Annotated in this window: 14 protein-coding genes, 1 pseudogene and 1 other annotated feature; of the genes and pseudogenes, 12 read left to right on the forward strand and 3 right to left on the reverse strand. The window is 25.6% G+C overall.

What is annotated here, in order from left to right; all coding sequences use genetic code 4:
* Window positions 1-5: 5 nt before the first annotated feature.
* The 3 genes from ACQH25_RS02010 to ACQH25_RS02020 all read right to left on the reverse strand — a co-directional run bounded on the left by ACQH25_RS02010 (window position 6) and on the right by ACQH25_RS02020 (window position 3,899).
* Window positions 6-644 carry a nucleotide exchange factor GrpE gene (locus ACQH25_RS02010; RefSeq protein WP_425381571.1) on the reverse strand — a complete coding sequence of 213 codons (639 nt, stop codon included), beginning with the start codon at window positions 642-644 and terminating at the stop codon, window positions 6-8.
* Window positions 645-659: 15 nt separating this feature from the next.
* Window positions 660-1,676 carry a heat-inducible transcriptional repressor HrcA gene (gene hrcA, locus ACQH25_RS02015; RefSeq protein WP_425381572.1) on the reverse strand — a complete coding sequence of 339 codons (1,017 nt, stop codon included), beginning with the start codon at window positions 1,674-1,676 and terminating at the stop codon, window positions 660-662.
* 81 nt (window positions 1,677-1,757) lie between these two features.
* Window positions 1,758-3,899, reverse strand: coding sequence for an ATP-dependent Clp protease ATP-binding subunit (locus ACQH25_RS02020; protein ID WP_425381573.1), 2,142 nt, complete (start codon window positions 3,897-3,899; stop codon window positions 1,758-1,760).
* Window positions 3,900-4,198: 299 nt separating this feature from the next.
* Here ACQH25_RS02020 and ACQH25_RS02025 point away from each other — a divergent pair, with 299 nt between their 5' ends.
* From ACQH25_RS02025 to ACQH25_RS02080, 12 genes and pseudogenes are all read left to right on the forward strand, one after another.
* The gene (locus tag ACQH25_RS02025) at window positions 4,199-4,903 is read left to right on the forward strand and encodes a hypothetical protein (RefSeq protein ID WP_425381574.1); all 705 of its coding nucleotides are present in this window, start codon (window positions 4,199-4,201) and stop codon (window positions 4,901-4,903) included.
* Window positions 4,863-5,789: a hypothetical protein gene (locus tag ACQH25_RS02030; RefSeq protein WP_425381575.1), complete on the forward strand. Its 927-nt coding sequence runs from the start codon at window positions 4,863-4,865 to the stop codon at window positions 5,787-5,789. The genes ACQH25_RS02025 and ACQH25_RS02030 overlap by 41 nt, the downstream gene beginning before the upstream one ends.
* Before the next feature lie 277 nt (window positions 5,790-6,066).
* Window positions 6,067-6,528 carry a DxFTY motif-containing membrane protein gene (locus ACQH25_RS02035; RefSeq protein ID WP_425381576.1) on the forward strand — a complete coding sequence of 154 codons (462 nt, stop codon included), beginning with the start codon at window positions 6,067-6,069 and terminating at the stop codon, window positions 6,526-6,528.
* A 231-nt stretch (window positions 6,529-6,759) separates the two neighbouring features.
* Window positions 6,760-7,032: a hypothetical protein gene (locus ACQH25_RS02040; RefSeq protein WP_425381577.1), complete on the forward strand. Its 273-nt coding sequence runs from the start codon at window positions 6,760-6,762 to the stop codon at window positions 7,030-7,032.
* Window positions 7,033-7,295: 263 nt separating this feature from the next.
* Window positions 7,296-7,367: a sequence feature (ribosomal protein L21 leader region), on the forward strand.
* A gap of 11 nt (window positions 7,368-7,378) precedes the next feature.
* Window positions 7,379-7,669: pseudogene (rplU, locus tag ACQH25_RS02045) on the forward strand (50S ribosomal protein L21); the annotation flags it as partial.
* A 335-nt stretch (window positions 7,670-8,004) separates the two neighbouring features.
* Window positions 8,005-8,316, forward strand: coding sequence for a ribosomal-processing cysteine protease Prp (locus tag ACQH25_RS02050; RefSeq protein WP_425381578.1), 312 nt, complete (start codon window positions 8,005-8,007; stop codon window positions 8,314-8,316).
* Window positions 8,317-8,318: 2 nt separating this feature from the next.
* Window positions 8,319-8,606, forward strand: coding sequence for a 50S ribosomal protein L27 (gene rpmA / locus ACQH25_RS02055; RefSeq protein ID WP_425381579.1), 288 nt, complete (start codon window positions 8,319-8,321; stop codon window positions 8,604-8,606).
* Between the two features lie 98 nt (window positions 8,607-8,704).
* Entirely contained in the window at window positions 8,705-10,093 is a 1,389-nt protein-coding gene (locus tag ACQH25_RS02060; RefSeq protein WP_425381580.1) for a phosphopantothenoylcysteine decarboxylase, read from the forward strand.
* Between the two features lie 948 nt (window positions 10,094-11,041).
* A complete protein-coding gene (gene obgE, locus ACQH25_RS02065) occupies window positions 11,042-12,325 on the forward strand; it encodes a GTPase ObgE (protein ID WP_425381581.1) in 1,284 nt (427 codons plus the stop codon).
* 25 nt (window positions 12,326-12,350) lie between these two features.
* A complete protein-coding gene (locus ACQH25_RS02070) occupies window positions 12,351-13,478 on the forward strand; it encodes a DNA recombination protein RmuC (protein ID WP_425381582.1) in 1,128 nt (375 codons plus the stop codon).
* A gap of 2 nt (window positions 13,479-13,480) precedes the next feature.
* Entirely contained in the window at window positions 13,481-14,227 is a 747-nt protein-coding gene (gene nadE, locus ACQH25_RS02075) for an NAD(+) synthase (RefSeq protein ID WP_425381583.1), read from the forward strand.
* Between the two features lie 12 nt (window positions 14,228-14,239).
* The gene (locus ACQH25_RS02080) at window positions 14,240-14,497 is read left to right on the forward strand and encodes a hypothetical protein (protein ID WP_425381584.1); all 258 of its coding nucleotides are present in this window, start codon (window positions 14,240-14,242) and stop codon (window positions 14,495-14,497) included.
* Window positions 14,498-14,507: the final 10 nt, after the last annotated feature.

Below are 14,507 nucleotides of genomic sequence, written 5' to 3' on the forward strand. Positions count from 1 at the left end.
ACTCCTTAATTTTTGTTTGTTTCAGTTTTTTCAGTTTTAGTTTGGAAAACTTTAACTTTAATGGTACTAATAACACGATTGTGTAATTCATAACCATTAGCTATGACTTCAACAATAGTATTATTTTTTACATTTTGATAATCATTATTGATATTATCATTAATGATTTCTACTGCTTCATGGCGATGCGAATTAAATTCATCTCCAATTTTAGCACTAATTTCTTTTAACCCTTCTTTACCAAGAGCTTTAATTAATTCTTCATAAATGAATTTAAATCCCACTAGGAAATTTTCGACAGCAGAATTATCAGTTTTAAAGTTTAATGCTCGTTGGAAGTTTAATAAAGTATGAACTAAATCTTTAATAATTTTTTGATTAGCATATTTAATATGCTCTTTATTTTGAATTTCTAGTTCTTTAATAGTATTTAATCTAGTTGCTAACATTAGTTGTTTTTGTTGTGAATTAATTTTATCAATTTCTGCCTGTAATGCTTTAATTTTTGTTTCTAACTCAATTTCTTTACTGGATGGCATTTTCTTTTCTTCAACACTTACTGGTGTTTCAGTAACAGGAGTTGTTGTATCTTTATTTTCTGCTGCTGATAATTTATCTTTTTTGTCTTTTTTAGATTTTGTCATTTTATCATCTCATTTCTATTTAAAGTTTTTGATCAAGGTTTGATTAATTCAGTTTAAAATTTCAGCTAGTTTTTCATATTCTAAACGTTTAGGTCCAACCACGGCAATTTGTCCTTGCTCACCATCGTGAACTTTAAAAGTAGTAGTAATCATTGCCATATCATTATTTTCGTTGCCTAGTTCTTCGCCAATTTTAATTTGTAAAGGATTATTATTCAATTCATCAAAGTACATTCATGGTGATTGTGATTCAATAAATTTAATAATTGTTTTAACTTTATTAATATCATTAAACTCAGGATTTTCTAACATATATTGGACACCATGGGTTGTTGATAGTGGTCGTGAGAAATTAATTAGTGTATTAATAAATCCTTGAATGATATATTCTGATTTTTGAACTTGTTGCTCAAGAATTGGTTTTAATAAATTTACTTTTTCACTAATTTCGCTGATCTTAGTACCAATTAATCTGGTGTTAAAAATATCAATGGCAATTGTTAGATCAGTTAATGAGGTTTCTCGAATATTAAACATTTTGTTTTGGACTTGCCCATTACTAGTAATACAAATTGTTAAGGCATTATCATTAGTAATTGGTATTAATTCAATTTTTTTTAAGGTATCTTCATGAGCACTACTAGCAGTAACAATACTAATTAAGTTAGTCATTTCACTTAAGATATTACTAGTTTTTTCTAATACTTCAGTAATTACTAAGTTACGATTATTAAATACTGCTGCAATTTTCTTTTTTAAAGTTTCTAATTCTTGATGTTCACCCATATTCATTAAGTTATCGACATAGTAGCGATAACCTTTTGTTGAAGGAATACGCCCACTAGAACTATGTGCTTTTTCTAGTAAACCCAATGTTTCTAATTCCACACATTCATTACGGATAGTAGCACTAGAAAGATTAATATTATTATCATTTTCTAAAATAGTCTTGCTACCAATTGGTAATCCTGATTTAATATATTTTTCAACAATAATTTTTAAAATCTGTGATTGTCTTTTACTTATTAACATTTTTCACCACCTTTTAGCATTCCTTAACCTTGAATGCCAATACTTATATAATTATAACTAAGAGTCTAATAATATCAATACTTAATTGAATTTTATTTTTTTACTAAGAATAAATTTATTATTTTTATCAATAGTAATTATCATTCGTTTATTTGCTATTAATTCTTCTTTGATAATAGCTTGTGCAATAATAGTTTCAATATAATGTTGAATGTAACGTTTAATTGGTCGTGCTCCATATTCTTCATCATAAGCATCTTTTAAAATTTTAGTAACTACTTCTGCTTCATAAGATAATTGTAAATTTTTTTCTTGTTTTAAACGTAATAATAAAGTGTCTAATTCTTTAATAATAATCTCTGTTATTACTTTTTTACTTAATGGATTAAAAATAACAATTTCATCAATTCGATTAATGAATTCGGGTCGAAATGCTTTTTTTAAGATATTTAGTGCTTGTTCTTTACTATTTTCTTTGCCACTTAATAGTTCTTGCGAACCAAGATTTGAGGTCATGATAATAATTGTATTTTTAAAATCAATTAACACACCATGACTATCAGTGATTCTACCTTCATCAAGAACTTGTAATAAAATATTTAGTACTTCAGGATGGGCTTTTTCAATTTCATCAAAAAGAACAATGCTATAAGGGTTTCTTCTTACTTTTTCAGTTAATTGTCCACCATTTTCATAACCAACATAACCAGGAGGTGAACCAAGTAATTTACTAACAGCATGTTTTTCCATAAATTCTGACATATCAATGCGAACCATATTTTTTTCACTATCAAATAAAATATCAGCTAAAGTTCTAGCAACTTCAGTTTTTCCCACCCCGGTTGGGCCTAAGAAAATAAATGAACCGATTGGTCGATTGGGATCTTTAATACCAGCACGAGCTCTAATTAAGGCATCAGTTACTAGTTGTAAAGCAGTACTTTGTCCTTTGATTCGATTATTTAATGTTAATGGTAATTGTAGTAATTTTTCTTTTTCTGTTGCTAATAAACGAGTAACAGGGATACCAGTTCATTTAGCAACAACTTTTGCAATATCTTCACTAGTAACATCTTCGCGTAATAATGGATTATCTTTTTTAATATTTTCATTATCTTTTAATTCTTTTTCCAAGTTGGGAATAATACTATACTGTAGTTCACCAGCTTTGGTAAAATTACCTGATAATTGATACAATTCTAATTCTGATTTAGCATTTTCTAATTTATTTTTTAAACTAGTAATATGATCCAATGCCGCTTTTTCTTTAGTTCATTTGTCTTCTAATTGTTGTAAAATATTTTTTTTGTTTTTTAATTCTTTATCGACTTCAATTAGTCGTGTTTGTGAATTTTCATCTTTTTCTTTACTTAATGCTGCTTTTTCAATTTTTAATTGTAAAACTTTTCTTCTGATATCATCAAGATCACTAGGTACTGATGCAATTTCAGTTTTAATACTAGCACAAGCTTCATCAATTAAATCAATTGCTTTATCAGGTAAATAACGATCATTAATATACTTATTAGATAAATAAACTGCTTCACGTAGCGCACTATCATGAATTTTGACACCATGATAAGCTTCATAACGTTCTTTTAGTCCTCGTAAGATAGCAATTGTATCTTCTATTGTTGGTTCTTTAATAGTCATTCTACGAAATCTTCGTTCAAGGGCTGCATCTTTTTCAATGTATTGACGATATTCATCAAGTGTCGTTGCGCCAATACAGTGTAATTCACCACGAGCTAGCATTGGTTTTAATAAGTTTGAGGCATCCATTGCACCTTGGGTTCTACCAGCTCCAACAATTAAATGTAATTCATCAATAAATAAAATAATTTTTCCTTCTGAATTTTTAACTTGATTAATAATTGCTTTTAGTCGTTCTTCAAATTCGCCTTGGAATTTTGTCCCGGCAATTAGTGCTCCCATATCTAATTCATAAATAATTTTATCTTTTAAATTACTAGGAACATCACCTCGAACAATACGTTGCGCTAAACCTTCGATAATCGCAGTTTTACCAACACCTGGTAAACCAATTAAGACAGGGTTATTTTTAGTTTTTCGCGAGATGATTTCTTCTACTTTACGAATATCTTCATCACGGCCAATAATGGGATCCATTTTTCCTGTTTTAGCTTGTATTATTAAATTACGAGCAAATTTATCAAGAATTTTAGGATCATTACTATAATTAGGGATTTCATTTAATTGCATAATGTTCCTCCTTTATTTAGCACTGTAATTGATTAATTGCTAATCATTGCATATAGTAACAAAAAAAATTAGCAATTGCAATTATTAACTGCTAATTTTATATTTAATTAATTTAAAATAAGATAATATTTGTCATTGCCAGTGTTAAAATATATAGAAATTATTGTTATTTTTGAACTTAAATTATAGATATGATATATATCATATTTTAGAAAAATTGATATACTAATTACATGATTGCTAGTTTAAATAAAAAATAGTAATTTAGTAATTTTTGTCTATAAAGCAAAGGAAATATTATGAAACAAATTAAACAAAAGTTAATTTTATTACTTAGTACTAATAGTTGATTTGCAACTTCATTAGTAACTATTACTATTACTATTAATAATAATTATTTTGAAGTTAATGATCGTCCAGTTGCCGGTTTTCATATTACAGTTAAATCATCGAATCGTAATTTAGTTAATAGCATTAAATCGTGAAATCATGATTCGCATTATTTATATGATACTGTTAATACTAATAGTGTACCATTAAATATAAATTTTGAACGATATGATCAAATTATTAATAATGATTGAATCAAAAGTGAAAATAAAAATGAAAATATTATTAATGATAAAGGCTATAAGCAGTTAGCAAAATTTATTAAAGATAATAAAAGTAATTTTAAAAATGCTGCTGGTTTTCTTGCTGGTAGTGCTTATGGCCATACTTTTAATGAAAAAAGTAGTAATTTAATTTTACAATATCATCATTCAATTGTAAAAAGTATTGACGAAGGACTTTTTGCAACAAGATATGAAGCAAGTAATGTTGATACATTAATGACAGTACCCTATAATTTGCAACCAACTACTAGTTTTCAAAAAGCTGAATTTATAACTCGTGCTAAGACATTTCCAATTGGTCACTTTGATGATACTAAAGATAGTTTTAGTAATGAAATGTTTGTTTTTTATGTTCATCCCCCCTTTTGCCAAATCAGGATTAACAATTAGTGTTAATCAGGAAAAAAATGAAAGCAAATATTTAGTTAAAACTAATAGTGATAAAACTTTTGATTATGCAATTTTAAATCAAGATTATAGTAATAATACACCAACCACATATAATATTAAATGATATAGCAATGATAACACTACTATTTTAAAAAAGGAAATTGCTACTATTAATAGTTCTACTCCAAATATTAAAATTGCTAATCAAGCCGAAAAAAATGATAAATCTTCATTAAGTCATCAATATTTTATTAATGATAATAATTTACGAATTACTGCTTTTAACCAAATTAAAGCAGAAGCTGTTATTACTCCTAATATTAGTAAAGATAAGTGGACATACCAACGTGTTGATGATAATCTTGTACCACTTGAGTTACCAAAAGTTATTAATGAGCAACCATTAACGCCATATCAATTTCAAGACCATACTGTTTATTTACTGCAAAGGAAAATAAATAATAAAATTGACAATAGTGCAGCTCAATATTTAAATATTTATCATATTAATCCTTTGAACATCAATTTTTTTGGGTTAACTAGTTTTGCTAATAGTAAATTAGGCGTTGACTTTAATCAGTATTTGCAAGAAACAACCAATATTAATTGTCCAATTAATAGTTTAGATTTTGGTCAATTACGTTACTGATTATTATTTTATGAACATGATTTAATTAATCATTTCTATGCTAATATTAAAAGTAATGGTCTTCAATATCATCTTAAAAATAATGATAATCCTTTTGCTTTACCAGAAGTAAAATTAACAGTAACTACTTTAATTAATAATTGAAATATTATCATAATTGGCAGTACTATTTTATTAATTATTATTACTGTTCCAATTATGATAACAATATCAAGAAAAATAAAAATTAAAAAATAAAAATTATTTTATTTTTCAATAAATAATGAGTTAAAGACTAATATAAACTATATAAAATAAAAATTAATTTGTAAAATTCCAATTGATAAGTCATATATTAAATTTAACTGTACTGTATGCCAACTATTAATTTTCTTTAATATTTTTTGATTATTTTTTATTATTGTCTTTATTAAAGATTTGTTGTCGAGGATGCATTACTAAATATAAAATTTGATTTAATTGTTAGTAAAAACATGTTAAGATTATAAAAAAATAAATTACTTAAAGGATAGTTATGGATAATAAAAATAAAAATCAAGAAATTAAATTTGAAAGTGAAAGGGAGAATATTTTTCCACGAACTAAATTCTTAGTAAGTGTTGGTTATTTAATATTACAAGTATTAATTCCAACAATTATTCTTTTTTTTACAACAAGTACTGATTTTACTTTTACTTTTAAATTAGATTTTTGATTAATGTTACTTTGTAGTTTAAGTTTAATAGTACTGACTTTTATTATAACTTTTTTTACATATAAATTAAAATGACATCAGTTGGATCAATTTACATATAGTATTCCTTTTGCCTTTGTTTTATCTGCTTTTTATTTATCGGGATATTTTTTAAGTCCACAACAAATTCTAATTCGTTTTATTATTGCCATTGTTGGTGCTGTAATTGGTATTTTTTTAACAAGTATTATTTTATTATTGGTGATAAGAAGAAAACAAAAGAAATCATATATTAAAATATAATCAGTGTTGTTAGGTAATAAGATAAGCAAAAATATTAATTTGGAAATAAGATTAATGATAAATTTAATTTATCTTATTTTTTGCCTCTTCCATTTCAGGTAGTTGCATCTAAAACATTTTTATTTTCTTTTTAAGATTATAGTCATGTTTTAATACTTGATATTGTGGGGTGTTTTTTCGATGTAGTTACTACCTTTAGCAGTAACAAATTTACTAGTTTTACCAATAATAATGCCATTACCACCTACTTTAAATGTAGTTATTGCTATTGGGTTTGGATTAAATGCTAAATTTAGCGCCATACTACTAATACCAGAAGCTGCTGATATACCAATTTTTTTATTTTTTAAAGTTTTTTACCTTGATAACCAATTGCACCAACCAGCAATTGTTCCAATAACTAGTTCTTTAACAGAGAGCAGAGCTCCTGATGAACTATCTTCAATTGTTCCAAAAGCACCTCCTAGGGTAACACAAATTATTAACTTATTAATGTTTGTTTAGGAATATTTTTTATTGTTAGGCATGACATATCTTTTATCTTCTTAACAAATAAAAAACTTACCTTAAGTTTAAGCAATATCATATCATAATTTTAATGGCATTAACTAATGAAAAAATTATAATTATCTAAAATGTAATATTAGATTAATTTTAATTGATGAAATAAAACAAATTTTATCATAATTATCAAGTAAAAAACTTTATTAATTACTAATTTTGTATTGTTTTTAATAAAAAATAATTTATAATATTTAAGACTGTTTATGCAGTTTCAACCGCGCTACTTTAGGTTAACAAGTGATTTATCCACCTATAAGGCGAGTCTAAACTGGAGGTATAAGAAAAAATGTTTGTCGTTATTCAAACAGGAGGAAAACAAATTAATGTTTCCTATGGTCAAGAGATTTTTGTTGAAAAACTTGTTGGCAAAGCTAAAGATAAAGTTATTTTTGATAAAATATTAATGATTGATCAACAATTTGGTAAACCTTTTTTAAAAGGTGCTGAAGTTCATGGCGAAATTATTAAGCAAGACAAAGCAAAAAAAATCAGAGTATTTAAATATAAACCTAAAAAAAATTCAAAAACAATGTATGGACACCGTCAACCATATACAAAAATATTAATTACTGATATTTTACTTGCTGGTAAAAGTCTTGTTGATAAAACTAAACAACCAAAAGCAGAGTTTAAAGATGAATTAAAAAAAGAAGTAACTGCTGAAGTAGTAACTCCTGTTATTAATAAAGTAAAATCAGTAGTCAATAAAACAAAAAAAGCAGAGACAAAAGCAAAAACTGTTAAATCTAAATCAAATGTTACCGAGAATACTACAGACTCAGATAATTCGAAAACGGTTGTTAGCGAAAATAATGTCAAGACTATTTTTGATCATAAAAATATGACTGTTAAAGTTATTAAAGAAAATGATGAAAAAAATAACAAAAAATAATTTAAGGTAATAACTAAATTATGGTTAAAGTTACTTATAATTACCAAAATACTGCTATTAAAGAAGTTACAATTATTGGTCATGCTAATTTTTCAGAAATTGGAAATGATATTGTTTGTGCAGGAATTTCAGCCATTGTTATTGGGGCACTAAATGCCTTGCATGAACTTGAAACTAATCAAATTCAAGTAATTAATAGTACTACTGGGTTAGTTAAATTAAAAGTTATTAATATTACTAATAATAGTCAAATTATTTTAAAAACAATGCTTTGACAATTAAAAACTATTAAGAAACAATATCCAAAATACATTAACATAAAGGAGGTGTAAGTATGTATTATAAATTAGATTTACAATTATTTGCTTCAAAAAAGGGAGTGGGCTCAACACGTAATGGTCGTGATTCACATTCTAAACGCTTAGGGGCCAAGATTGCTGATGGTCAAAGTTTAAAAGAAGGAACAATCATTTATCGCCAACGTGGGACTAAAATTCACCCTGGAGAAAATGTAGGACGTGGTGGCGATGATACTTTGTTTGCTTTAAAATCAGGAATTGTTAAGTATACTATTTTCAAGAAAAATAAAACACGTGTTTCAGTTATACTTGATAAAAAATAAGTATTAATTTTAATTGTTAAAAACCTATTTTCAATGCTATAACGCTTTGAAAATAGGTTTATTTATTTATGTTTAATCAAAGATATTAGGAGAAAATAATGAAACATATTACTTTAATGATTACTGGTAGCATTGCTGCAAATAAAGCATTAATGTTATTAACACAATTAAGAAAAGAATTTGAAGTTGATGTTATTTGTACCAATAGTGCTCGCTATTTTTTAGAAAATAAAAAATTTTTTTACTATTCTAAGATGTTTGAACAAGAATTCTATAGTAAAGAAGACTTAATTGTTCATACTGATTTAGCACTTAAAACAAATTTAATTGTTGTTTATCCAGCAACTATGAGTTTTATTAGTAAGGCAAATTTAGCAATCGCTGATAGTTTAGCATTATCAGTATTTTTAGTTTCTAATTCAGAAAAGATATTATTTCCAGCAATGAATCATAATATGTATCATAATCAAAGTTTTCAAAAAAATTTAGTAGAATTATCTAATCTTGAAAATGTTACTATCATTGCTCCAGACTCGGGAATTTTAGCTTGTAAAATGATTGGTGATGGTCGAGTTAAAAGTCCAGACACCGCATTAGCAATAATTAAAGATTTTTTTAAGAAAAATATTGATTTATCTAACAAAAAAATTTTAATTAATGCTGGTCGTACTAGAACTTATATTGATCCAATTCGTTATATTACTAGTAATTCTTCAGGAAAAATGGGGCAAGCATTAGTAAATGCTTTTCTTAAAACTAATGCTAAAGTAACATTAGTTGTCGGTGATTGTGATTTTGAATTTAAGTCACAAAATAATTTAACTATTATTAAAGCTAATACTAATCAAAAGATGTTATTAGCCATGAACGAAAATTTTAATGATGCTGGTCGTACTAGAACTTATATTGATCCAATTCGTTATATTACTAGTAATTCTTCAGGAAAAATGGGGCAAGCATTAGTAAATGCTTTTCTTAAAACTAATGCTAAAGTAACATTAGTTGTCGGTGATTGTGATTTTGAATTTAAGTCACAAAATAATTTAACTATTATTAAAGCTAATACTAATCAAAAGATGTTATTAGCCATGAACGAAAATTTTAATGATGCTGATATCGTATTATGTACTGCTGCTTTAAATGATTATCAAATAGATGAATATATTCCTAAAAAAATAGTTAAAGTTGAAAATGAAAGTTTATCTTTATCATTAATTACTAATATTGATGTATTGGCATACTTAGGTAAAGAGAAAAAACAACAGATTTTAATTGGTTTTGCTGCTCAAGATAATGATGATAAAAAATTTGGCATTGAAAAGCTGAAAAGTAAAAATTGTGATGGTTTTTGTATTAATAATATTAATGTTATGACTAGGGATGAAACAGAAATTACTTTTTATTTTAAAGATAATAGTTATCATTTAGTTGGTTCAAAAGTGGAAGTAGCTAAACAAATAGTTGATATTATTAGTAAAAATATTTAAAAAATTAAGATTACATAAAAACACTTTGCGAGTTTTTTCTAAAAATTTTTCGCCAATCTTCTTACTGTTTTTAAATTATTTTATAATAAATTTGAAAGAAAATTTGTCTAAACTAGTAATTTTGTAAATTAAAGTTAGTTAAATAAATATTGCAAAAATTTACTTTTAATATCCAATTCTTTTAATTTTGTTTCTAATTTTGTTCTAATATGTTAAATTTTCTTAATTTTTATTATAATTATTATTAATATTCTGTTAATTGTTTTTCTAATTCTTTTATTTTTTCTTTATGTTCTTGTGCTATTTTCTTTACTGCTTTTATAACTTCATTCGCATCTTTTTTTATCATTTTCATTACTAGTATTATTACTTGGAATAGAGTTTTCTAAATTTTGATTTTTTTCATTAGCAAACATATTATTTAAGTAATATTGTTTTTTGTTTTTCTAAATCACGCATTGTTTTTTTCTTGTTTTTTAGTTACTTTTTCATTTTTTTCTTGACATTTATTATCAGTAGTCATGATTATTTAACTCAATTTTCTTTTTTCTGTTCTTTTATTTTGTCTTTTTGGTGAACTATTTTTTTTAGTTAATTTAAATAATTATTTTTCAATAGTGATATTTATCAAAAATATTTTTTCTATTAAACTTTTTAGTAAGTTAAAATAATTAAAAGTTATGTTAAATAAATTTCACTTAAAGTTTATAATCTCAAAAAGTTAATATACAATAATTTTTTCCATAAAGCAGTTTTTGCTGAATTTAAATTTAAAAAATAGTCTGAAAAACTGTTGCCTTTCCATCATTATATTAGCAAGACAATTAATATTTATTTTTGCAAGTTAATATCTTCTGTCTATTAAAGTAGATAAAAATGAAATAATATTTTACACAAAAAGTTTAACAATATATAATAAGACTTATTAACTTTAAAAAGGAGTCGCAAATGCGTTTTATAGATATAACAAAATTAAAAATTACTGCTGGTAAAGGTGGTGATGGAGTTGTTGCTTTTCGTCGTGAGCTTTATGCAGCAAAAGGTGGGCCATCTGGAGGTGATGGTGGTAGAGGTGGTAATATTATTTTTATTGGTGATTCAGGTATCAATACATTATTAGATTTACGTAAAAGTAAGGAAATAATAGCGGAAAATGGTAAAAATGGTGGTACTAAAAATATGCACGGCCGTAAAGGAGTTAATACTTATGTCAGAGTGCCATTAGGAACTATTATTAGAGATAATAAAACACAAAACATTCTTGGCGATATTGTTAAAGATAAACAAGCAATAATTATTGCTGCTGGGGGCATTGGTGGACGGGGAAATGCTCGTTTTGCCTCAGCAACAAATCGCGTACCTAAAATATGTGAAAAGGGAATGCCAGGACAACATTTTGAAATAATTTGTGAATTAAAATTATTAGCTAATGCGGGATTAGTTGGTTTACCTAATGCTGGTAAATCAACATTGTTAGGAGCTATTTCTGCTTCAACACCAACAGTTGCTGATTATCCCTTTACGACTCTTAATCCACATTTAGGAGTTGTTAGAGTTGATAAAAATCATAATTTTGTAATGGCTGATTTACCAGGGTTAATTGCAGGAGCTAGTTTGGGTAAAGGATTAGGTTTGCAATTTTTACGTCATATTGAACGTTGTCGAGTTTTAATACATATGATAGATATTAGTGATAAGACTCAAGATCATTTTTTAAATTATCAATTAATTATGAATGAATTAGAAAACTATAATAAAGATTTAGCAAAAAAACCACATTTAATTGTTGCTAATAAAATTGATTTGCCAGATGCTGCAGCAAATTTAAAAAAAATAACAGCACAGATTAAATTGCCAATAATTGCAATTTCTGCCAAAAAACGTTTAAATTTGCAAGTATTAATTAAAGAAATTGCTAATGCTATTAAAAAAGAACAATTACAGCGAGTTAATGATGATGAAAATGAACAACATATTGTTTATGAATATCTTAAAAAGGAAGAAATTCTACAAATTATTATTACTAAAATTACCAATATTCAATGAACTGTTACTGGTAAAACTATTGAAGTTATATATCAAAAAAATCCTTTAAATAATTATCATAATATTTTATTATTTAAAATTAAATTGCAAGATTTAGGCGTTTATGATCAATTAAGAAAACAAGGGATAAAAAAAGGTGATCATATTAAGATTTTTGATTATGATATGATTTGAGAAGAAGAATAAAAAATAAAGGTAAAGGTAAAAAGTAATGGAAATGATAGTAATTAGTTTATTAATAGTTATTTTAGTGATTAGTAGTATTGGTGGTTTATTAATTTATATGCAAATTAAAAAAAATCAGCAAGTTACTAATAATCCAATTGAAGTTCAATCTTTGCAAGATGAAGTTTTTCAATCAAAAGAAATTTTAAAAATACAAGTAGAAAATTTAGAAAAACAGTTAAATGAATTTAAAACTGATTGAAATGGCTCTGATCGTGATAAAACTGTAAAATTAGCTCATTTAATGACTAATATTGAAAATTTTCAAAAATCTTTAGTAGTAACAGATATTGATAATAAAAGAACTGCCGATGTTATTAGAACGCAAGTTAGTGAAGTTATTAAAGATTTAGCAAAGTTACAACAATCATCAACAGTTTTGGGCAAAATTAATGATAATGTGCAAAGTTTACAAGAAGTTTTTATCAATACTAAAAAACGTGGTAGTGCTGGTGAATTTGTTTTAGAAAAAATCTTAACTAATATGTTAGGTTCAAATCAAAAATTATGAGAACGTCAATATAAAACAATTGATGGTAAAATTATTGATGCGTATGTTAAAACAGATGCTGAAAAAGAAGGTATTGCTATTGATTCAAAGTTTTCACTTGATAACTATCAAAAGTATTTAGTAAGTGAAGATAGCAAAGTTAAAGAAAATTATTTAAAAGATTTTCGTAATGATATTCGTAAACGCATTGATGAGGTTGCTAAATATATTAATATTAAAAATAAGATTTCTAGTGCAGTAATGTTTATTCCTTCTGAAGAAATATTTGCTTTTATTTATGCACAATTTGGTGATGATATTGTTGAATATGCTTTTAAAAAGCGCGTTTGAATGACTTCGCCTACCACTTTATCGGCTGTTTTATTTACTGTTGATAAAAATCGTAAAGACATTGATTTTAATAAAAATTTAGAAAAAATGGCAAAGAAATTACGTTTATTCAAAGATGATTTTGAACGCTGAGTTGAAAGATGAGAAAAGGTTAAGACAGGGTTTGATACAACTAATAAAGTAATTGAAAATTTAGATAAAACCCATAATAAAATTGCTGGACATTATAATAATATTTTTGAAATGTCAGAAGAAATAAAAGAAAGTGAGTAGTCATGAATTTAGAACAATATTTAGTTGAAATTATTAATTTTTTACAAAATGAAGTAAAAAAAGCAAATGCCAAAGGCTTAATTGTTGGATTAAGTGGTGGTGTTGATTCAGCAGTAGTTGCCTTATTAATTAAAAAAGCTTTTCCTAATAATCACTTAGCATTAATGATGCCTTGTTTTTCACCTAGTATTGATTTAGAATATGCTAATAATTTAGTTAATAGTCATCAATTGAAAGCTAAAACAGTTAATTTAAACGATATTTTTTTAAATTTTAAAAAAATATTAGGAAATGATATTAATAAAGAAAAATCAAAGTTAATTTTAGGAAATTTAAAAGCTAGATTAAGAATGAATACTCTTTATGCATATGCCCAAAATTATAATTATTTAGTTGTTGGAACAGATAATAGTGATGAATGACATATTGGTTATTTTACAAAATATGGTGATGGTGGTGTTGATTTATTACCAATTATTCATTTGTTAAAAGAAGATGTTTTTGCTGCAGCAAAGTTACTAAAAGTTAATGAAGAAATTATTATTAGAAAACCTACTGCTAGTTTATGAGATGGACAAACTGATGAAATGGAAATCCAATTTAAATATCAACAATTAGATCAATATTTGCTAGGAAATAAATCAATAATTCCAACATCAGTAATTAATAAGATTGAATCGATGCATAAAAATAGTGAACATAAAAGAATACTTATACCACAAGCTCCAAAATGAATAAGGAGAAAATAAAGGAATGAAAATATGGCGGGACATTCACAATATGCAAATATTAAACATCGTAAAGATGCTCAAGATAACAAACGTGGTAAAATTTTTCAAAAATTATCAAGAGAAATTTATGTTGCTGTTAAATTAGGAGGTGCTAATGTTGAAAGTAATCCACGATTAAAATTAATGTTAGTAAAAGCACGACGTATTAATATGCCGAAAGATAATATTAACCGCGTGCTATTAATAAAGCTAGCAATAAAAATGAAACAACTAACTATGAAGCAATAGTTTATGAAGG

The sequence above is a fragment of the Spiroplasma endosymbiont of Polydrusus pterygomalis genome, from assembly GCF_964030825.1.
GTDB lineage: Bacteria > Bacillota_I > Bacilli_A > Mycoplasmatales > VBWQ01 > Spiroplasma_E.